The organism is Humibacter soli, assembly GCF_054779035.1.
Genome location: NZ_BAAGYX010000001.1, coordinates 2103238 through 2124122 on the forward strand (window position 1 = coordinate 2103238; position 20885 = coordinate 2124122).

Here is a 20885-nt window from a genome sequence, read left to right on the forward strand (position 1 = left end):
CGGCGCTGTTCTCGGGCGCGCCGGCCGCCGAAGCCGAAGCGGAGGCGGACGAGACCGAGACGCTGGAGGCGCCCAGTGTGACGTTGCCACCGGCCGCGATGCTGCGCGCCGTGGTGCCGTTGACGGTGTCGTTCGCGATCGTCAGGGCGAGGCCGATACCGACCGCGGCGCTCGACGCTCCCGTGACCACCGCGCCGGCGGTCGACGATGCCGAGGTCTTCTGGGTCGCCGTGCCGGTGAAGTTGCCGGTCAGGGTGAGGGCCGTCGTTCCGAGGGTGCCGACGAGAGCCTGGGTGGTCACGTTCGAGAGAGCGATCGCCACTGCCGGCGAGAGGTCGACCTTGCCGCCGGCCGCACCCATCTTCGCCTCGACCACCGCGTCGTCCTGCGCCGTAGCGATCAGTGAGACGTTGGCGGCACCGGTGAGGGCGATGCCGTTGTCGAGTGACGCCGTGGTGTCATCCTGAATCAAAGCCAGAGCGACGGATGCCCCGACGCCCACACTCGTCGCACTGACACCGCCCGGCGTCGGCTCCGCCTTCACCGTTGTAGATGCCGCACTGCCCGCGGTGACGTTCGCATCGCCACCCGTCAGAGTCACCGCGCCCGCGAGCTCGGCCATCGTCTCCTGGTTCACGACCGCCAGAGCGAAGGAACCCGCAACGGACACCTTGCCGCCGCCCGCACCGCTGGTGGACTGCGCACCGTAGGTGCTCGTGACATCCGCGCCGTCCACCGTCTCCGTGGCCGACACGGTCAGTGCCCGTGCGTGCACCGTGTCGCCGGTCGGGAGGATCGCGTGGTTCGTCACGTCAGCCAGAGTGATCGCGACGGCCGCGCCGATCGTCGCCGTCGCACCCTGCGAGGCCGACCCGTCGGCGGAGGAGGCCGCATCGGTGTTCTGGCTCGACGCCAGCGTCACCGTGCCGCCCGCCTTGAGGTCGAGGCCGGTGCCGATCACGGTCGCCGTGGTCTGCACGGTCGAGACGACCACGCCGACGGCCGCTGCGACGTTCACCTTGCCGCTGGAGCTCGTGGCGCTCGGTGTCGCTGTCGACCCGGACTTCGCGCCACCGCTCGCCGCGGCAGTGTCGTCGGCGTTCGTGCGCTCCTTCGAGATCTGCTGATCGACGCCGTCGCCCGCGCCGCCACCGCTGCCCACGCCGCCGGAGCCGTCCGCGCTGTTCTCCGGGGCGCCCGAGGCGGATGCCTGGGCCGAGGCCGACGAAGTCGACACGCCGGATGCCTTCAGTGCGACATCCCCGGTCGCCGCGATGGAGCGTGCCGTCGTCGCGCTGACCGTGTGGTTCGAGATCGTGAGGGCGAGGCCGACACCGACCGCCGCGGTGGATCCGCCTGAGACGACGGCGCCCGCCGTGGTGCTCGCCGATGCGTGCTGGGTGGCAGCTCCCGTGAAGCTGCCGGTGAGGGTGAGCACGCCGCCGGGCTTGCCGACGACGACCGTCGTGGTGACGGTGGAGAGGGTGACGGCGACGGCGGGCGCAATGTCGACGCTTCCGCCGGAGGCGCCCATCTTCGCCTCAGTCACCGCGTCGTCTGTCGCGGAGCTGGTGAGCGAGACGTTCCGGGCGCCCGTGAGTGCGATGCCGTCGTCGAGTGTCGCGAGCGTGGTGTCGGTGATCAGGTTCAGGGCGACCGACGCTCCGACGCCGACGCTGGTGGCCGCCACGCCGCCCGCCGTCGGCTCCGCCTTCACGGTGGATGCCGCTGCGCTGCCGGCCGTGATGCTCGCGTCCCCGCCGGTGAGCGTCACGGCTCCCGCAGCCTCTGCGAGGGTGTGCTGGTTGACGACGGCGAGCGCGAGAGAACCGGCCACCGACAGCTTGCCGCCGCCCGCGCCGCTCGTGGACTGTGCGCCGTAGGTGCTCGTGGCATCCGCGCCGTTCACGGTCTCGGTCGCCGAGATGGTCAGCCCGCGGGCGCGCACGCTGTCGCCGGTCGGGAGCACCGCGTCGTTGTCGACGTCGGCGAGCGTGATCGCGACGGCGGCGCCGATGTTCGCGCTCGAGCCGCCGACTGCCGAGCCGTCGGCCGTTGTGGCCGCGTCCGTGTTCTGGCTCGCGGCAAGGGTGACGGTGCCGCCCGAGGTGAGGGTGATGCCGGTTCCGACGATGGTGGCGGTGGACGTCACCGTCGCGACGACGACCGCGACGGCGGCCGCGACGTTCACCTTGCCGCTGGAGGTCGACGCGCTCGGCGCCGCGGTGTCGCCGGATGACGAGCCGTTGTTTTCGGCAGCGACCTGGTCGGCGTTGGTGCGCTCCTTCGAGATCTGCTGGTCGACCCCGTCTCCGCCGGAGCCACCTGAGCCGCCGTTCTCCGATGCCCCGCCCGCCGACGCGGTCGCCTGCGCCGAGGAAGCCGAGGTTCCGGCAGCCGTGAAGGCGAGGTCGCCGCTCGCGGTGATCGAGCGTCCCGTGGTCGCGGTCACGGTGTGGTTGGAGAGAGTCAGCGCGAGTCCGACGCCGACCGCCGCGGACGAGGCGCCCGTCACGACGGATCCGGCCGTCGTGCTCGCCGACGCGTTCTGCGTGGCCGTGGCCGCGAGGGCTCCGGTCAGCGTCAGCAGCGCGCCAGTGCCGATGGTGGTCGTCGTGGTGACGGTCGACAGTGTGACGGCGACCGCGGGCGACAGCGCCACTCCTCCGCCGGAGGCCCCCATCTTTGCCTCGGTCGTCGCGTCATCCGCCGCCGTGCTCGTGAGCGTGAGGCCGCCTGCTCCGGTGACGGACACGCCATTGGCGATCGCCGCGCTCGTCGTGTCTGTGATGATGGCGAGTGCGACGGAGGCGCCGACACCGACGTTCGTGGACATCACGCCACCGGCCGTCGGCTCTGCCTTGACCGTCGTCGCCGCCGCGCTTCCGGCGGAGATGGCGAGGTTCGCTCCGTGCAGTGTCGCCGTGCCCGCGAGCTGTGCAAGCGTGTTCTGGTTCACCACGGCGAGCGCGAGCGACCCGGCGACCGAGATGGACCCGCCGCCCGCCCCACTGGTTGCCTGCGCGCCGTACGTCGAGGTGGTGTCCGCACCGTTCACGGTCTCGGTGGCGCTGATCGTCAGGCCGTGCGCGTCGACGGTGTCGCCGACGGGTAGGGCAGCGACATTGTCGACCTGGGCGAGAGTGATCGCGACGCCCGCGCCGATCGTGGCCGTCGCACCCTGGGATGCCGAGCCGTCCGCCGCCGATGTCGCGTCCGTGTTCTGGCTCGACGCCAGCGTCACGGCGCCGCCCGCGGTCAGCGTCACGCCCGTGCCGATCGCCGTCGCTGTGGACTTCACGGTCGCAACGACGACACCGACAGCCGCCGCCACGTTGACCTTGCCGCTCGAGGTCGACGCGCTCGGAGTCGACGTGGTGCCGGATGACGCCCCGTTGTTCTCCGCTGCGACCTGGTCGGCGTTGGTGCGCTCCTTCGAGATCTGCTGGTCGACCCCGTCGCCGGCGGCTCCCCCGCCGCCGGAGGACGAGTTGTCCTTGGCGCCCGACGCGGATGCCGTGGCTGATGATGAGGACGACGAGATTCCGGATGCCCGCAACCTGATGGCGCCGCCGGCCGACACGGATCGCGCCGTGGTCGCCGACACCGTGTGGTTCGCGATCGTCAACGCGAGTGCCACACCGACGGCTGCCGTGGTTCCCCCCGCCACGGCAGCCCCCGCGGTCGCCGTCGCCGACGCGTTCTGCGTGGCCGTTGCGCTGACGTCACCCGTGACGGTGAGCACCGCGCCGGTGCCGAGCGAGACCGTTGTCGTCACTGTCGAGAGCGTGACCGCCACCGCCGGCGCGATATCGACGCTCCCGCCCGACGCTCCCATCGTGGCGTCGGTGGTGGCGGCATCCGTCGATGTGCTGGTCAGCGTGAGGCTGCCTGCTCCGGTGAGCGCGACGCCGTTCGCGATGACCGCCGACGTGGTGTCGGTGACGATGTTGAGTGCGACGGATGCCCCGACGCCGATGTTCGAAGGACTGACTCCGCCGCCGCTGGGCTCCGCCTTCACGGTCGAGGTGGTGTCGTCATTCGCGGTGACGAGCACTGCGCCCCCTGTCAGGTGGCCGGTGCCTGCGAGCTGTGCCTGGGTGGCGAGGTTGACGATCGCCAGGGCGAGCGAACCGGCGACGGAGACCTTGCCGCCGCCCGCTCCGCTGGTGGACTGTGCGCCGAACGCCGAGACGGAGTCCGCGCCGTTCGTCGCCTCGGTCGCCGACACCGTGAGCGACTTGGCCGCCACCGTGGTGTTCGCGGGAAGCGCCGCGCTGTTCGACACATCGGCCAGGGTGATGGCGACCGCGGCGCCGATGGCCGCGGCTCCGCCCGCAACGGCTGAGCCGTCGGCGGTGGTGGCCGCGTCCGTGTTCTGCGAGGAGGTCAGGGCGACGGTTCCGCCTGCGGTGAGCGTCACTGCCGGGGCCGTGGCGAGCACGGTGGCGGTCGAGCTCTGAGTTGCCACCACGATGGCGACGGCTGCTGCGACATCCACCTTTCCGCCCGAGGTCGACGCCGACGGCGTCGACGTGGTGCCTGTCGGCGTGGTTCCCGAGGTGATGTGGTTGGCGTCGGCTGTGTCGCCCGCGAGCTGGCGCTGCTTCGACACCTGGTCGTCGACTCCGGAGCCGGCGCCGCCGCCCGATCCGGTGGTCTGGGCGGCTCCCGACGCCGAGGCGGTCGCCGACGACGCCGACGACCACAGCCCGGTCGAGGCGAGCGTGAGGTCGCCAGAAGAGGTGAGGCTGCGCGCCGTCTGTGCCAGAACCGCGTCGTTCGCGATGGTCAGCGCGAGGGCGATCCCCGCTGCTGCGGTCGAGGCACCGGTCGAGACAGCACCTGCGGTCGTGGAGACCGTCGCCGTCTGCGACGCCGTGATCGTGAGGTTGCCGGTCACCGCGGTCGCCGAACCGAGGGCGCCGACCAGGGCGGTCGTGGTGATGTTCGTGAGCGTGACGGCGATCGCGGGGGTCAGGGCGACCGAGCCACCGGAGGCGCCCATCTTGGCCTCTGTGGTCTCGGCGTCCGTCGACCCCGCGGTGAGCGAGAGATTCGCGGCGCCGGTGACGCTCGCTCCGTCGTCGATGCGTGCGACCGTCGAGTCGGTGACGAGGTTCAGGGCGACGGATGCCCCGACGCCGACGTTCCCGCCGCTCACACCCGCGCCGACCGGCTCCGCCTTCGCGGTGGAGCTCGATGCGCTGTTCGCCGTCACCCCGAGGTCGCCGCCGGTGAGGGTCACCGCACCGCCGATCTCTGCGAGGGTGTCGAGGTCGATCGTGGCGAGGGCCAGCGAGCCGGCGACCGAGACCTTGCCGCCGCCCGCACCGCTCGCCGACTGAGCGGCGAAGGTGTCTGTCGTGTCTGCACCGTTCGGCGTGATGCCCGCCGACACGGTGGCCGCGTGCGCGTGGATCGTGTCGCCCGTCGGGAGAACCGCGGTGTCGACGACGTGCGCGAAGGCGATCGCCACACCGGCGCCGATCGACGCGGACCCAGGGGCGACGGAGGAGCCGTCGGCGGATGACGCCGCATCGGTGTTCGCGGCGGAGCCGAGGGTGACAGTGCCTCCCGACTTCAGGTCGATGCCCGTCGCTGTCGGGTCGATCGTGGCGGAGGAGTTGGTGTCGACGACGGTCACCGCGACCGCGGCCGCGACGTTGATGCCGCCATCGCTGGTCGACGCGGAAGGCGTGCCCGTTGAGTCGGACTTCGCGCCCCCGTTGGCCTGAGAGGTGGTGTCGGCGAAACCGCGCTGGTCGGCGAGCTGCTGGTCGACGCCGGTGCCGGACGATCCGCCCGAGCCGTTCTCGGGGGCGCCACCGACGGAGGCGGTCGCCTGCGAACTGGAGGCGGAGACGCCCGATGCCGTGAGCGACAGGTCGCCGCCCGCCGCAAGCGAGCGTGCCGTCGACGCCGTCGCACTGTGGTTCACGACGGTCAGTGCGAGGCTCACGCCGACTGCCGCCGACGACGCGTCGCTCACCGCGGAGCCCGCTGTGGTCGACGCGGATGCGTTCTGCGTCGCTCCTGCCGTGAACGCGCCCGTCACGGTGATGGTCGCGCCGGCGAGCACAGCGACCGAGGTCTGCACCGTCGAGAGGGTGATCGCGACCGCTGGGGCCACGGCGACCCCGCCGCCGGACGAGCCGGACTTCGCCTCGGTGGTCGCGGCATCCTTGGTGGTCGCGGTGAGCGTCACGTCGGTCGCGCCGCTCACCGTTCCGGAGATCGTCACGGTTGTCTGATCGGTGACCAGGTCGAGGGCGACGGATGCCCCGATGCCCGCCTTCGTCGCGGTGACGCCCGCTGGCGTCGGCTCCGCGGTCACGGTCGAGGTGACATCCGACGCGGCTGTGACCGTCAGGGCGCCGCCCGTGAGGGTCACCGCTCCTGCAAGGGACGCCTGGGTCAGGGGGGTCACGACGGCGAGCGCGAGCGATCCGGCAACGGACACGCTGCCTCCGCCCGCGCCGCTGGTCGCCGATGCCCCGACGGTCGAGCCGGTGTCTGCCCCGTCGACCGCGACGGTGGCGGAGAGCACGAGCGACGTCGCCTTCACCGCATCGCCCGCGGGCAGCGACGCCGTGTTCACCGCGTGCAGCAGGGTGACGGCGACGGCCGCGCCGATGACGAGGTCGGCTGTGGAGACGGCGGATCCGTCCGCTGTGGTGGAGGCGTCGGCGTTCTGTGCGGAGGAGATCGTGACCGCGCCGGATGCCGTCAGCGTGACGCCGGTTCCGACCACAGCCGCCTGCGCGGTCGGAGTGGAGACCACGACCGCGATCGCTGCCGCTGCGGCGACGCCGCCCTGGGACGTCGACGCACTCGGCGCACTCGTCGTACCGGGTGCGCCGCTGCCGGTCTGCGCCGCGAGATCGGTCGCCGTGCCCTTCGCTCCGGTGACGGTGTCGTCGACACCGCTGCCCGCCCCGCCGGCCGAGCCGCTCGACGGTGCGCCCGATGCCGAGGCGGTCGCCGTCGCCGTGCTCGAGCTGAATCCGGTCGCGCCGACCGCGATGGATGCCGCCGTGATCGACCTCGCGACGGTGGCCGCCACCTTGTCGACGGCGATGACGAGGGCGAGCCCTGCGCCGACGGCGGCCTTCGCGCCGCCCTGCACGGTGCCATCGGCAACGGCGGTCGCCGACGCGTGCTGCTCGGCGGTGAGGTGCACGGCTCCCGTCGCCGTGAGCGTCGCGCCGGTTCCGATGAGCGCCGTCGTGGTGACGTTGGCCGCGAGCACCGAGCCGAACGGTGCGACCGAGACGCCGGTGGATGCCGCGCCCGCCTTCGCGGTGACTGTCGCGTCGTCGTGGGTCGTCGCGGTGAGCGTTACGTCGGTGGCGCCGGTGACGACGGAGCCGTTCGCGATCGCGGCGGTCGTGGTGTCGTTCTGCAGCGCGAGGGCGAAGGAGACGCCGATGCCGGTCGTCGGAGTGCCTGATCCGCTGTCGCCCATGAGTGCCGACACCGTCGAGGCGACGGACGACGAGGCCTGTGCCGAGAGCGAGCCGGTGAGGCTGACGACGGGAGACGAGGTGCCGTCGGTGAGAAGCGAGGCCGACGTGGTGACGGTCGCCGATTGGACGGCGACGGAGCCGGCGATTCCCAGCGAGCCGTTGGTACCGGCTCCAGCTGTGGAGGTGGTGGCGAACCGATCGGACGGGTCCGCGGTTCCGGCGGCGTTCGTGGAGCCGACGCCGGCGGTGATGCCGAGGGAGGTGGTGGTGAGGGTGGTGTTGGGTCCGACGTTCGCGGTGACGGCGACATCGGCGATGGTGACCGCGACGGCGGCTGCGATGCTCGTTCCGCCACCCGGTGGGGCACGGGTCGACGGGCCGCCGGAGGCGATGGTGGCGGCCGAGACGTTCTCGGTAGCGGTCAGCCCGATGGTCTTCGCGACGATGGTCACGCCGTCGATCGAGGCGTCGGCGTTCGCGCTGTGGACCGTGATCGCGATCGCCGCGGCGACGCTGACCGTTCCGGCAGGAGTGGCGGGCTGGCCCGGTCCTGGGTTGTCGCCGCTTCCGCCCGATCCGTTCGGGAGGGCGCCACCGCTCGTCGGGGCCGCGTTGTCCGCGAACGTGCGTGCACCTGAGGCCAGGTCTCCTGGCGACGCCGGTGAGGCGTCCGTGCCGGGGGCTCCGGTGTTGGAAGCAGTGGCGGTGGTGGTCACGCCGGAGGCGCCGTTCGCGGTGAGGCTGAACGCGCCGCCTGCCGTCACGTCGCGATGCGTGGTCGCCTGCACGAAGTGGTTCGCGTAGGTCTGTGCGATCGCTACGCCGAGCGACCCGTCCGCCTGAGCCTCGCCGGTCGCCGTGGTGGTCACGCTCGAGACCTGGTGGGCGGTCGCCGTGTAGGTGCCGGTGAGGATGAGCGGGGTTCCCGTCTCGCTGTTCGCCGTCGTCCGCACGTTGGAGGTGGTCAGCGCGTACACCGGCGCGACCGCGACGTCCTTGGAGTACGCCGCGCCCTTCGAGACCGTGGTCGCCGGCGACACCGAGTCGGCGGTGATCGTCAGGTTATGCGCTCCGCTGAGGGCGGAGCCGGCCCCGAGGCCCGCCGCCGTGGTGTCGTTGATGATGTTGAGGGCGACGGATGCCCCGATGCCGGTCGCCGCTCCCGTGCCGTCGGTGCCCGGTGCTGCGGTCGAGTTATCGGTGTCGTTCGAGGTGGCGGCCAGCGTCACGTCGGAGCCGGACGCGGTGACGAGCGCACCCGTCAGTGTCGCGGTGGTGTTGAGCGTCACGATGTTGACGGCGACCGCACCGGCGACGCCGACGTTCGTTCCTCCGCCTGCACCGGATGTCGCACTCGCACCGAAGGTGTTGGTCGCGCCGCTCGCCGTCGGCTTCGTCACCGCCTCGACGTTCATCGAAGGCGTCGTCACCGTCACTCCCGACACATGCGCATCTGTCGTGACGTTCGCGGTGTTCACCGCGACGGCGACACCGACCCCGTTCGGATCGCTCGCCGCCGCACTGCCGTCGGCGGAGGCCGATGACGATCCCTGGTTGCCGGCGTGCACGTCGATCGGCGCCGCCCCACCCGAGCCGCTGGTGCCCGTGACCGCGATGACCAATCCGCCGCCGATCGGCGCGATGTACGCGTGGGTCGACTGCTGAAGGTCGGTGTACGACAGCGCACCGGCCACGTCGATCGTGCCCCCGGGGGCCTGGGCGTGACCGTCGGTCGTGGAGTCGGGCGATGAGTCGTTCGCGGTCGAGCCGCCCGGGCTCGCCTTGGCGACCGTGACCACGACGTTGTTCGAGTCGGCAGCGACGCTGACGCTGCCTGCGGCGAGACCGAGGGTGCTGTCGCTGTCGATGTAGGCGGCAGTGTTGCTCGTCACCCTCGAGACTGCGACGCCTGCTCCGGCAGTCGCCGCGGTTGCGTCGGCGGTGGTGGTCACCGCTGTGTTGTTCGCCGCGATCAACGAGAGCGCGCCGTTCGCGTGAACGGTCGCGGTATCGCTGACCTTCGTCGTCGCTGTGCTGTCGATCGTGGCGGTGGCGATCGCGGCGTCCGCGGCGCTGCTTGCTCCTGTGCCGGTCGAGGTGATGTTCGCGGTCACCGACGACGAGCTGTTCAGTGCGACGTCTCCGGCGGCGTCGAGGAGCGCGGCGCCGATCACGGCGACCAGTGCGGCGGAGGTCGCCGACACGACGTTCTGACCGGCGACCGGTGATCCCGACGGCGTCTGCGTCGCGGTGGCCGAGAGGGTGATGGTTCCGCCGTGCACCGTCGCCCCGTTGATCGTGACGGATGCGGATGCGGGCGCCCCGGTCTCGGCATCCGTCGCGGCGAAGGTCACGTTCCCGGCGCCGGTCGCCGAGCGGGTGTCGATGGTCACGCCCTGCGTCACGGTGATGGTTGCCGCGTCGATCTCGAGCCGTGCGCCCGGCAGATCGAGGTCGCCGGTGACCGTCACGGTCACGCCCGACGCCGTCGCGCTGATGGTCAGCGATCCGCTCGGGATGTCGATGGTCTGCGTCTCCATCGCGGGCGAGCTCACGATGATGTGGCCGGCGCCGTCCGAGGTGACGGTGACCGTGTCGTTCGCGGTGGACGGGTTGACGACCACGTCGGTGACGCCGGTGATGGTGACCGGCTCGAGACCTGCGTAGCTCAGAGTGTGTCCGGCGAAGGCGAGCGTGCCGCTCGACGGTCCGTTCGGGGTGGACACGATGCGTCCGCCCGCGGCGTGCACCACGACGGTGTCGTAGCCGCCCGCGCCGCCGTCGATGCCGCCGCCCAGCCATCCGTTCGAGCCGAACACGAACGTGTCGCGGTTGTCTGCAGCACCGAGCAGGTTGTCGAAGCCGGTGAAGCCGGTCGACGCTCCGCCCGCCGTCGCGGCGAGCGATCCCGAGTCGTGCCCGGTGACGTTCCACGTCGTGTCGGCGGTGGGCCCGTGAAGCAACGTGCCTGCTCCCGTCGCGCTGATCGATCGCACGCCGCTGTAGGCGAGGGATGTCAGGCCATGGGCGACCACGCTGCCTGCGCTCACCGAGTCGGCCGTCCAGTTCACGCCGTTGCCGATCACGGCGACCGAGTCGGATCCTGACCCGGAGAACGTGATCGGGACCGTGACGGGACCTGCGCTGGTGTCGATCGTCAGCGTCACGCCGTGTGCGCCGCTGCCGGTGATCGTCGCCGAGGTCAGTGACGCCAGCGGCACCCGGGTGAGCACGCCGTTGTCGTCGATGACCAGATCGGCGCCGTCGACATAGACGCGCACGCTGTGGGTCGTCGCCGAGGTGTTGGCCGTGTAGGTGAACGCGCTCGGCGTCGAGGTTGCGACCGGGGTGGCCGATGGCGATGACTGGGTCGCAGACTGTGCGGCGGCTCCGGTCGTGCCGGTGCTCGTGGCCGGTGTGCCGTCGCCCGGAGACTGGGTCGACGGGTCGGTCGTCGCTGCGCCGCCCGCCGCCGGAGTCGAGCCGGCTGCAGATGCGCCGGACGTCGTCGAGCCGGAGGTCGTGGCGCCCGCGCCACCCGACGGCGACGGCTGCTGGGTCGACGGGTCGGTCGCTGTTGCGCCGGCGCCGCTCGGGTCCGACCCCGTCGCCGACGTCGCGCCGGTCGAGTCGGTGCCCTGGCTCGCGTCGCTCGCCGGGGGCGTGCTGGTCGAGCCCGTGTCGGTCGAAGTGGCGCTCGTCGGGTCGGTGCTCGTCGGGTCGGCGCTCGGCGTCGACTGGTCGGTGGCTGCGGGAGCCGGGGTCGAGGTGTCCGCCGGAGTCGAGGCATCCGTCGCATCGAACACGAATGCGATTCCGACGGATGCTCCGAGGCCGCCGTGCAGCACGACACCGCCGTCGGCGCTCGGCTCAGGAGTCGAGTCGCTGCTCGGGGTGTCGGTGCTGCCCTGGTCCGACGAGGGCGACGGGTCGGGAGTCGGCGTCGGATCGCTGGTCTGCGTCGGCGTCGGCGTCGGCGTGGGGGTCGAGGTGGGCGTGGGGGTCGGCGTCGGCGTGGGAGTCGGCGTCGACGACGGGTCTCCGGTCTGGGTCGAACCACCCACCGAGGTGGGTCCGGTTGTGCCCGGTCCGCAGACCAGCGTGCTGCTGGAGGTACTGGTGGACGACGAGCTCGTCACGGTGTTCGTCGTCGGATCGACCGTGGTCGTCGGTGTCGTGGTCGGCGTCGAGCCGCCCTTGGTCATGTGGCAGTTCGACCCGTACGGAGACGTGCTCTGCCCAGACGTGTGGCTGGGCTTGCTCGTTGCAGGCGTGCTGATCGTTGCGGGCACGCTCTGCTGCGAAGCGGCCAGCGACGCGAGCAGCGCTGCGAGCAACGAGGGATCGACCTGCTGCACCACCTGCTGCGAGACGACGGGCGCCGGCACCTGCGTGGTCGTGGTGGTCGTCGTCGGAGTGGGCGTCGACGTGGGAGTCTGCACCGGCTGCGCCGGCACTGAGACGTGCACCGTGATGGTGTGCGTCGCGGGCGGCGCGGTCTCCGCGAAGGCGGGTCCGGTCACGACGGACTGCGCGAGGGCGAGCGCGAAAGCGCTGATCACCGCCGCGAATGCGACGATGGCCGACCGGCGACGGACGGGTGCGCCGGAGGCGACGCGATCGGCATCCCGATCCGTCGACATGCGCTTTCGCCCTGTCACGGCTACCCCGAGCTGACGGACTCCACGCGCGATGACCCGAACACCGCGACCCCATGGAGCCGACATCGGTGACGCTAGACCCCCGCTCGTCAGGGGTGCAATGACTTTCTTGGGGGTGACGCGCGCACGGGCATCCTGCCGTCATATGCCCCGACGGCGTGTCGCGCGGCGGGCCGCCGAACTCCGGTCGCCGGGGCGTACCCCGGTTCCCCCGAAGTGGGGGTCATTGCCGGTAGTTCGGCACCACCCCGCCGCGCCGACGGTGGAATCGGCACTCTCTGCGAACACACGTTCGATGCAGGCGGCCTGTGGGTCTCAACATCTGGCGAACTTCGGAACTGTAATTCATCGATCTTTGGCCTCGTCGACAGCGGCAGCGATCAGCCCGGCATCGAGCCGGTAGTGGCGGATGGCCGTGCCTGCCAGAACCTCCGAACGATCGTCATCACCGAGACGATCCAGCACCCTTTTCGCCGCGGCCCAGGTGCGTGGATAGTCCCCGGCGGGAATCGAGAACGGCCAGTCGCCGCCGTACATCAGCCGAAGCGGACCGAACACCTCGAGCGCTCGATCGACGAACGGATCGAGCTCGTCGACGGTCCAAGCGGCGACGTCCGATGTGGCGGAGTACAACCCCGAGAGTTTGGCGCTGACCAGGGGATTCTCTGCGACCCGGGCGATCAGGCTCCACCACGGCTCACGGTCGGCAAGGCCGATCGGCGGCTTGGCGAGGTGATCGATGACGATGCGCAGCCCCGGATGCCGTTCGCCGACGGTCACCGCGTTCTCGAGGTGGCGAGGGAGCACCGCGACGTAGTCGAAGGAGAGGCCGAGCCGCTCCAGAACGCCGAGCCCTTCGTCCACCTCCGGCCGCAGGATCCAGTCCGGATCGGGCAGGTCGTGGATCAGGGCACGCACCCCGACGAACACCGGCGAGGCGAGCTCGCGCAGCCGATCTTCGGCGCGTTCCGGGTCGTTCAGCGGCACCCATCCGACGACGCCGACGACACGTGGCTCGGCCGCCGCCGTCTCAAGCATCACGTCGGTGTCACCGTCGTCGTCATCCGCCTGCACGAGCACCGACCCGTCGACTCCGGCCGAGTCGAGATGCGCCACCCCGTCGTCGAACGAGATCGACCGGTCGATGGCCGCCAGCTGGGGCGCCTTGAGCCATCGGTAGGGGCTCCGTTCGAGGTTCCAGACATGCTGGTGGGCGTCGATCATCACCATGCGGGCTCTCCGTTCTTGGTCACTCGAAGGCCACGACCTCGTGAATCCCCACGGCGGGGAGGGTGATCAGGATGCGACCACTTTCGAGACAGGCGCACGAGAACTCAGCTCTCCGTGGGCCCATTCCCTAGTGGAAGAAGTGGCGCTCGCCCGTGAAGTACATCGTGACGCCAGCGGCCTTCGCCGCGTCGATCACGAGTTGGTCCCGGATCGACCCGCCGGGCTGCACGATCGCCTTCACGCCCGCCGCGATCAGGATCTCGGCGCCGTCCGGGAACGGGAAGTAGGCGTCGGAGGCGGCGACCGAACCCGCGGCGCGGTCGCCGGCACGCTTGACCGCGAGGTCGCACGAGTCGACCCGGTTCACCTGCCCCATTCCCACGCCGACGGATGCCCCGCCAGACGCCAGCAGAATGGCGTTCGACTTCACCGCACGGCACGCCGTCCACGCGAACTCGAGGTCGGCCAGCGTCCCGTCATCGGCGGCTTCTCCCGACACCAGCGTCCACTCCGAGGCCGGCGTGAACCGGTGGTCCGCGACCTGCATGAGCATTCCGCCCGACAGCTGCTTGTATTCGGTGACCGGCAGCGCGTAGTCGGGGCGGAGCTTCAGGATGCGCAGGTCCTTCTTCGTCTGCAGCAGCTCGAGCGCCTCAGGCTCGTAGTCCGGCGCGATGATCACCTCGGTGAAGATGGGCTTCACCGACTGCGCCATCGCCAGGGTGACGGTGCGGTTCGCTGCGATCACCCCGCCGTACGCGGACTGCGGGTCGCACTCGTGCGCCTTCTTGTGGGCTTCGGCGATGTCATCCGGCTCCCCCGTCACCGCGATGCCGCACGGGTTCGCGTGCTTGATGATGGCAACCGCCGGCGAGGTGAAGTCGTGCGCTGCGCGCAGGGCGGCATCCGCGTCGACGTAGTTGTTGTACGACATCTCCTTGCCGCCGAGCTGCTCGGCCTGAGCGATGCCGTTGCCGCCTGCGCTCGCGTAGAGCGCGGCGTTCTGATGGCTGTTCTCGCCGTAGCGAAGGGATGCCTTGCGCTGCCAGGTGGCGCCGACCCACGCCGGGAATCCGGTGCCCTCGTCATCCGCCGCGATCGTGCTGCCCAGCCACGAGGCCACAGCGACGTCGTAACCGGCGGTGTGCCGGAACGCGTCGCGCGCCAGCGCGGTGCGGAACGCGAGCGTCGTGCCGCCAGAGGCCACGGCATCCATCACTTCTGCGTAACGCGAGGGCGAGGTCACGATCGCGACGTTGGCGAAGTTCTTCGCGGAGGCACGCACCATGGCCGGGCCCCCGATGTCGATGTTCTCCACGACTTCAGACGCCTCGGCGCCGGAGGCGACGGTCTGCGCGAACGGGTACAGGTTGCTGATCACGAGTTCGAACGGCGCGATGCCGAGCTCGGCGAGCTGACGCTCGTGGTCCTCGAGGCGCAGGTCGGCGAGGAGTCCGGCGTGAACGGCGGGGTGCAGCGTCTTCACACGGCCGTCGAGCGACTCCGGAAAGCCGGTCAGGTCGGCGACGTCGGTCACGTCCATGCCTGCCTCGCGGATGACCCGGGCGGTGTTGCCAGTCGACACGAGCTCGACGCCTGCCGCCTTCAGCGCGGTCGCCAGCTCGACGATGCCCGTCTTGTCGATGGCGGAGAGCAGGGCGCGACGCACCGGGATGACGTCGCGTTCGCGGTAGAGGCTCGGATCTGCGGCGTGCGGTGCGCTCATGCTGTGGCAAGCTCCTTGAGGTCGATGTGTCCGTTGGCGATGTCGAGCACGGCCTGGATGAGCAGCCGGCGCTCCACGATCTTGATGCGGTCGTGCAGGCTCGCCTCGGTGTCACCGGGCAGAACGGGCACGCGCTCGCGGGCGATGATGGGGCCGGAGTCGACACCGTTGTCGACGACGATCACGCTCGCACCTGTCTGGGAGACACCCGCGTTCAGCGCGTCTCGCACTCCGTGGGCACCGGGGAACTCGGGGAGGAACGCGGGGTGGGTGTTGATCATGTTCGGGCTCAGCGCACCGACCACCCGCGGCGGGAACAGCCGCATGAAGCCCGAGAGGATGACCAGGTCGGGCCGCCACTGCACGATCTGCTCGAGCACAGCGTCACCCCACTCCGCGCGGTCGCCGAACGACGAGAACGCCACGGTGAACGTGGGGATGCCGAACTCCTCCGCGACTTGCAGGCCACCCGCGTCATCACGGTCGCTGCCGACGGCGACGACCCTTGCGGGGAACTCCGCGTCGGCAGAGGCCTCGAGAAGCGAACGCAGGTTGGACCCCTGGCCGGAGACCAGTACGACGAGCGACAGCACCCCCCAAGCCTAATGGCGCAGTGCCCGACCCCTCATACCGTGGCGTGCGGAGCTCGCTGTCGCTGGTTGAGGAGCTCGCGGCGCAGCCGCGCGCGTCTCGAAACCCGAACGCCGGCTGGGTTTCGAGACGCGCGCCTTCGACGCGCTCCTCAACCAACGGGAGACGCACGGGCGACGGCTATCGAATCGATTCGACTCCGCCTGCCGAGCTGTTGTAAGGTGCGGGAGTCCCGCCCATCGCACAGAGCCGATCGCACAGAGGAGTGCCGTGTCTGCTGTCGCCCCCGCCGGCAAGCCCCGGTCAGCGCTGTCCGCGACGATGTCGACGCCGCTGCTTCGTGGTGCGACGCTCGCGATGTTCCTGTCCGGCCTCGGCATGTCGGCCGCGGCACCGCAGATCGCTTCCTTTCTCGTCAACGACCTGCACGCATCCCTCACGACCGCCGGTCTGTATTACTTGACCAACCTCACGGCACCCATCGCCGGATACCTGGTCGGCGCCCGCTCCGATCGCACGGGGCGGCGGCTGAACCTCTTCCGACTCTGCGCCCTCGCGGGATTCGTCGGCTGGCTCGGCATCGCGTTCTCCACCCAGGTGTGGATGGTGTTCCTGATCAGCGCAGTCATCCTGTCGTTCTCCGGAGCAGCGGGATCGCAGCTGTTCGCCGCGCTGAGCGACCACCTCAAGGCGCACCACGACGGCGAGGGCGTCATCGCGATCGTGCGCATGGCGCTCACCGCCGGCTGGGTCATCGGCCCGGTTCTCGGCTCGTTCCTCGCCGCATCGGTCGGCTACCACTCCATGCTGTTCGTCATCGCGGCGTGCAACCTGGCGCAGATCATCCCGCTGGGATTCCTTCGGGATGACACCCTCGCCGTCACCCGTTCGCCGATCGACCCGCTGACCATCGAGGAGCCGCCGGTCGCCGAACTGGCGGACACTCAGACGGAGCGGCGCACGGAACCCGCAGGAACACCTGCGACCCACCGCCCCGGACTGCGGGCGATGACACCACTCCTCGCCTTCACCGGGCTCTACGTTCTCGTCTACGCGGGAGAGCCGATCAAGTACGGCTTCCTGCCGATCTACATGAACGACGACCTTCACCTGCCTGCTGTCGTGAGCGGAGCCGTGATCGGCATCCAGCCCCTCATCGAGCTGCTCCTCATGCCGCTCAGCGTGATCGTCGGCAGGCGCATCGGAATCCTGCCGCTCATGGTGGTCGGCGCGGCCTTCGGCGTCGCAGCGAACCTGTGCTTCGCGCTGACCTCGAGGGGGGCGGGCATGTTCGCCGGACAGATTCTGATGGGCGGTGTCTGGGGCGTGTTCGCGGCGCTCGGCATCATCCTCGCCCAGCGTCTGCTGCCGCAGGCTGTGGCGACCGCATCCGCGATCTTCATGAGTTCGACGGCGATCGCCAGCGCGCTCGGTGGCCTCACCGGCGGGATCGGCGTCGCCGTGCTCGGCTTGCCGCTGGTGTTCCTGTTGCCCGCTGCGTACGGGGTGATCGCCGTGATCGGACTCGCCGTCATGGCGCGTCGTTCGAAGCGGTCCGCCGAGAACGGAGTGGATGACCGGCTCGGCGCCCCCGGCCGACGCCGAGGCTCAGCCCGCCACTGGCGCCGACGCTCAACCGCCCTCCGGCGCGGAAGCCTAGGCCTCCATCCGGCGGGCACGACGGCTCGGCTACGGCCTGCGGGACGCCATCTCACGCCGGTCCCGCAGAGCGATCGGCGCGTCATCGTCGTCGCTCTGCCTGCGCACCGCGATGCCGATCGCCGTGCCGACGAGCACCTCGAGCGCGACGGCTCCCGCGACGAACAGCCCGTTCGGGCCGACGTGCTGAAGCCGACCGGGCCCGATCGCACCGGCCGACCACCACGCCAGAAGACCGACGATCGCGCCGCAGAAGACAGCCGTTCCGAGCACGACGAGCGAGAGGCGACCGGCCGTCCAGTCGTCGGAACGAGCGCCGCGAAGGGTGCCGAGCCCCGACATCCTGTTCAATCGTTGACGGGTGAGAACCCCGGCCGCGACACCGCACAGCACGGGCGCCAGCACCCCGATGAGCCCGAAGGCCGGGTCACCCTGCGGAAGCGCGCCGAGCAAGGGAACGTTCGGCAACGGTCCGACCAGGGTCTGCGTCGGGTCGACGGACGAGCCCGTGCCGAGCGCGAAGCCGGGGCCGGCGAGCCACGACGCCGTCCAGATCACGGCGTTGGGCAGGAATGCGAGCTGCGCGAGCGTGAGCCCCAGAGCGCCGAGCAGACCGGGCTGCAGCGCCTCGTAGAGGCCGACGATGCTGCCGTAGCGCAGCGCCATCAGCAGAGTCAGCAGCACGGCAGAAACAGCGACCATCAGGAGGGATGCCGCCACTCCGCCGCGCAACGACGCTGCGAGCACGGCGCGGGTCGATGGGCTCCAGCGATCGACCGGCCACGGCAGGGATGCCCGTGCCTCCGGTTCGCGCGTCGCGCCGGGGTGGGCTGCGCCTATGCGGCCTGTGCCGGGGTGTCCAGCGCCGATGCGGCCCGTTCCTGAGTGGCCGCTGCCGAATGATGCGGTGCCGATGGGCGCCGTCGCACCGAAGCCCCCGCGTCGTCCGAGGTCGGCGCGGTCACGTGTCTCCGCCGCAGCGAGACCGATGACGATCCCGAGTGCGAAGACCCCGGCGGGCAGTAGCGCACCCTGCAGCAGGGAGGGGACGACCGGACCGGTGTGCGCAGTGAGCGTGACGAACGTGGAGAGAGCTGCGAACACCACGACGCCGGTGATCGACGCCGTGATCGCGTGCTCCGTCGCCCACGCGCGGCGCCCGGTGCGCGACCCGAGCACGGCTGTCAAGAGCGCGAAGCCGAGCGCTGCGATCGTCACGGTGAACACCGTCTGCCCGCTCAGGCCGAACCCAGCCGCTGTCGCCGGATCGAGGGTGAAGGTGAGGTCGACACCGTTTCCCAGCAGCCACACGTCGCACGCAGCGCGCCAGAACGACATCCAGTCACCGGCCAGGTCGAACTGCACACCCCACATCACGGTCAGCGGCACGAGCGGGATGGCGACCCCGATGCCGACCGCGATGACCGCGTCGAGCGCGGCGAGCAGGGATACGGTGATGCGGTTCATGCGGCACTGACCCTACCGGCGGCACAGGTCATGACAGGGGTGGCGCGCCCGACGCCGGATACCTGTCAGGTCGGCTCTCAGGCGCGCTGGCCGACCTCTGCCTCAGGCCGCGGTCGGCACGAGCGGCGTGGTGTCATCCTCTGACTGCTGCTCGACCGGTGGACGCGAGAGCAGCTCGAGCACAGCGACCACGACGACGGCGATGACAGCGGTCCAGATGATCAGCGGCGGGGTGAGCGGCCTGCCGAAGACGATGATGACTGCCGCGATCAGGCCGACGACCACACGCAGCAGAACGCGCTGGCGGTACATCCAGTCGCCCACTTTGCCCGTGGTGATTCCGTGCTTCTCCGCGCCGCGTCTGGCCGCAGCGAAACCGGAGCCGACGTAGCCGCGCAGGGCCGACGTCCACCGGAAGGGGCCGGAGAGCACAGCGATCACGAACACCGTGAACGCGAGCACGCCGACGGCGAGCACGATGCTTTGCACGAACTGCAGAATGCCGCTGTAGAGCGTTCCCGCGGCATCCGCCGGTATCACGTTCGAGACGGATAGTTGGAAGATCGTCTTGCCCACCGAGATTCCGACGCTGACCAGCACCATCGTGAGACCGAGGGCGAAGGACGCCCAGATCAACGCGATCACCCGCCGCCTGGCCACCAGCACCCCGGCCGCGAGCAGCAGAAGCACCACCCATGGCAGCCAGGTGCCTACCGCGACGATCGTGTTGTAGAGGCCGATGTAGAGGGTGGCGTTGCTTTCCTGCGCGATCACGATCGTCTTGTTGATGTCGGGGATGCTCGACGCGAACGTGAGCCCCTGATCGACGAGTTGTTTCTTGACCGCAGCGATGATGGGCCCGAGTTGCAGCCCGATCTGTCCGTTCGGCCCCACCGTGATGGCGGCGTTCTTGTCGCCGTTCAGAGTGTGCAGCAACTGAGTGTGCGTCGTGGTGAGCGCTTGTTTCCAGATCGCGGCGAAGGCGTCGGATGTCACGAAATTGGTGACAGTGGAGTTGATGAGCCCCTTGATGCCTGCCACCAGGGGCGCCTGCAGCGCGTTGAGCGCTGTGGATGCGCGGGGCGGCAGTCCGAGGCCGTCGATGCCGTTGATGACATCCGAGGTGATGCCCTCGATGTCGATGTTCGCCTCGATGGCCTTGACCGACTGGTCGATGACCAGGTTCTGCACCGCGGGCTTCTCCGCGAGCGGGGCGAACGTGTTGACGAAGTAGTTGGTGTCGGTCAGCTCGCGCTGCGCCCACGTCGACACCACAGACACCGGTGCGAGCAGCGACGCGATCACGATGAGAACCGTGGAGAGCAGTGTCCAGCCCCACCCGCGCTTCTTCTTCACGGATGTCGTGCCGGTGCTCGCCGCCTCGGCGCTCTTCGCGACGGCGGCCGCGGCTTCGGCCTTAGCCGCCTGCACCGCCTCGGCTGCACGTTCGCGCTCGGCCTCGGCATCCGCACGCACCTGCTCCGATGCGGCACGCTCCGCCTCCGCGTCGGCGTTCGCGCGCTCGAGCTCGGCCTGCCTGGCTTCGAGCTGCTGTGCGAGCTCCTCGTTCGCAGCGGCGAGCTCGTCGACCTGCTGTTGCAGCTCCTGGTTGGTCAAGCGCGCCATGACATCCCCTACAACACGACCGCGAGCGGTACGACGTCGTGCCCGAGGCCCCTGTCCACCGCGACGGCACACTCGTGCCGCTGGGACACACTCTAGGTTCGAGCCTGGCCTTCGTCGTCATCCGTATGAGATGAACCCGCCGACTCGTGCTTCCAACCTGCCGACGCCGTCCGCGCTCCGACCTCTTATTAGGGTGTTCTCGACATCCCCACCATCGAGAGGGCTACGAATGCCGAACATCAGGGTCGAACTTCTTCCAGGGCGCACCGTCGAACAGCGTCGCCGCTTCGCGGAAGAGGTGACCAAGGCCGCCGTGTCGGAGCTCGGCGCTCGTCAGCAGGACGTGCGGATCATGTTCGAAGAGGTCGCCGCCGACTTCGTCGCCAACGGCGGGGTGCTCGCCAGCGAGGACCCGACGCGCACGGCCGTGGTGTCGCGCTTCGGCGCATGAGCTCC

Annotated in this window: 8 protein-coding genes and 1 pseudogene (1 of these 9 running past the window's edge); 3 read left to right on the plus strand and 6 right to left on the minus strand. The window is 70.4% G+C overall.

Features of this window, described 5'->3' with window-relative positions; all coding sequences use genetic code 11:
• On the minus strand, positions 1 to 10750 hold the beginning of the coding sequence (locus ACYVDN_RS09725; RefSeq protein WP_460570819.1) for a hypothetical protein. It extends 20969 nt beyond the left edge of the window; only the first 10750 of its 31719 coding nucleotides appear in the window; it begins with the start codon at positions 10748 to 10750; its stop codon lies beyond the left edge, outside the window.
• Positions 10751 to 10784: 34 nt separating this feature from the next.
• Here ACYVDN_RS09725 and ACYVDN_RS09730 point away from each other — a divergent pair, with 34 nt between their 5' ends.
• Entirely contained in the window at positions 10785 to 12146 is a 1362-nt protein-coding gene (locus ACYVDN_RS09730) for a hypothetical protein (RefSeq protein WP_460570821.1), read from the plus strand.
• A 329-nt stretch (positions 12147 to 12475) separates the two neighbouring features.
• Here ACYVDN_RS09730 and ACYVDN_RS09735 read toward each other — a convergent pair whose 3' ends face one another.
• The 3 genes from ACYVDN_RS09735 to purN all read right to left on the minus strand — a co-directional run bounded on the left by ACYVDN_RS09735 (position 12476) and on the right by purN (position 15679).
• The gene (locus tag ACYVDN_RS09735) at positions 12476 to 13360 is read right to left on the minus strand and encodes an amidohydrolase family protein (RefSeq protein ID WP_460570823.1); all 885 of its coding nucleotides are present in this window, start codon (positions 13358 to 13360) and stop codon (positions 12476 to 12478) included.
• Between the two features lie 127 nt (positions 13361 to 13487).
• Complete coding sequence (gene purH / locus ACYVDN_RS09740; RefSeq protein ID WP_460570825.1) at positions 13488 to 15086, minus strand: bifunctional phosphoribosylaminoimidazolecarboxamide formyltransferase/inosine monophosphate cyclohydrolase; 1599 nt, start codon at positions 15084 to 15086, stop codon at positions 13488 to 13490.
• A complete protein-coding gene (gene purN, locus ACYVDN_RS09745) occupies positions 15083 to 15679 on the minus strand; it encodes a phosphoribosylglycinamide formyltransferase (RefSeq protein WP_460570827.1) in 597 nt (198 codons plus the stop codon). The genes purH and purN overlap by 4 nt, the downstream gene beginning before the upstream one ends.
• Before the next feature lie 355 nt (positions 15680 to 16034).
• Between purN and ACYVDN_RS09750 the strand changes: the two are divergent.
• Positions 16035 to 17243, plus strand: a pseudogene (locus ACYVDN_RS09750) (MFS transporter); the annotation flags it as partial.
• 123 nt (positions 17244 to 17366) lie between these two features.
• Here the strand turns inward: ACYVDN_RS09750 and ACYVDN_RS09755 are convergent.
• Both ACYVDN_RS09755 and ACYVDN_RS09760 read right to left on the minus strand, forming a co-directional pair.
• Positions 17367 to 18803 (minus strand): cell division protein PerM, encoded by a 1437-nt coding sequence (locus ACYVDN_RS09755; RefSeq protein WP_460572317.1) that lies wholly within the window; start codon positions 18801 to 18803, stop codon positions 17367 to 17369.
• 102 nt (positions 18804 to 18905) lie between these two features.
• A complete protein-coding gene (locus ACYVDN_RS09760) occupies positions 18906 to 20429 on the minus strand; it encodes a hypothetical protein (RefSeq protein WP_460570829.1) in 1524 nt (507 codons plus the stop codon).
• Between the two features lie 229 nt (positions 20430 to 20658).
• Between ACYVDN_RS09760 and ACYVDN_RS09765 the strand changes: the two genes are divergently transcribed.
• Complete coding sequence (locus ACYVDN_RS09765) at positions 20659 to 20880, plus strand: tautomerase family protein (protein WP_460570831.1); 222 nt, start codon at positions 20659 to 20661, stop codon at positions 20878 to 20880.
• Positions 20881 to 20885: the final 5 nt, after the last annotated feature.

Coding starts and splice junctions, on each gene's coding strand:
- ACYVDN_RS09735 (WP_460570823.1), bottom strand. CDS start 13,360: ATGGTGATGATCGACGCCCACCAGCATGTCTGGAACCTCGAACGGAGC.
- purH (WP_460570825.1), bottom strand. CDS start 15,086: ATGAGCGCACCGCACGCCGCAGATCCGAGCCTCTACCGCGAACGCGAC.
- ACYVDN_RS09755 (WP_460572317.1), bottom strand. CDS start 18,803: ATGAACCGCATCACCGTATCCCTGCTCGCCGCGCTCGACGCGGTCATC.
- ACYVDN_RS09760 (WP_460570829.1), bottom strand. CDS start 20,429: ATGGCGCGCTTGACCAACCAGGAGCTGCAACAGCAGGTCGACGAGCTC.
- ACYVDN_RS09765 (WP_460570831.1), top strand. CDS start 20,659: ATGCCGAACATCAGGGTCGAACTTCTTCCAGGGCGCACCGTCGAACAG.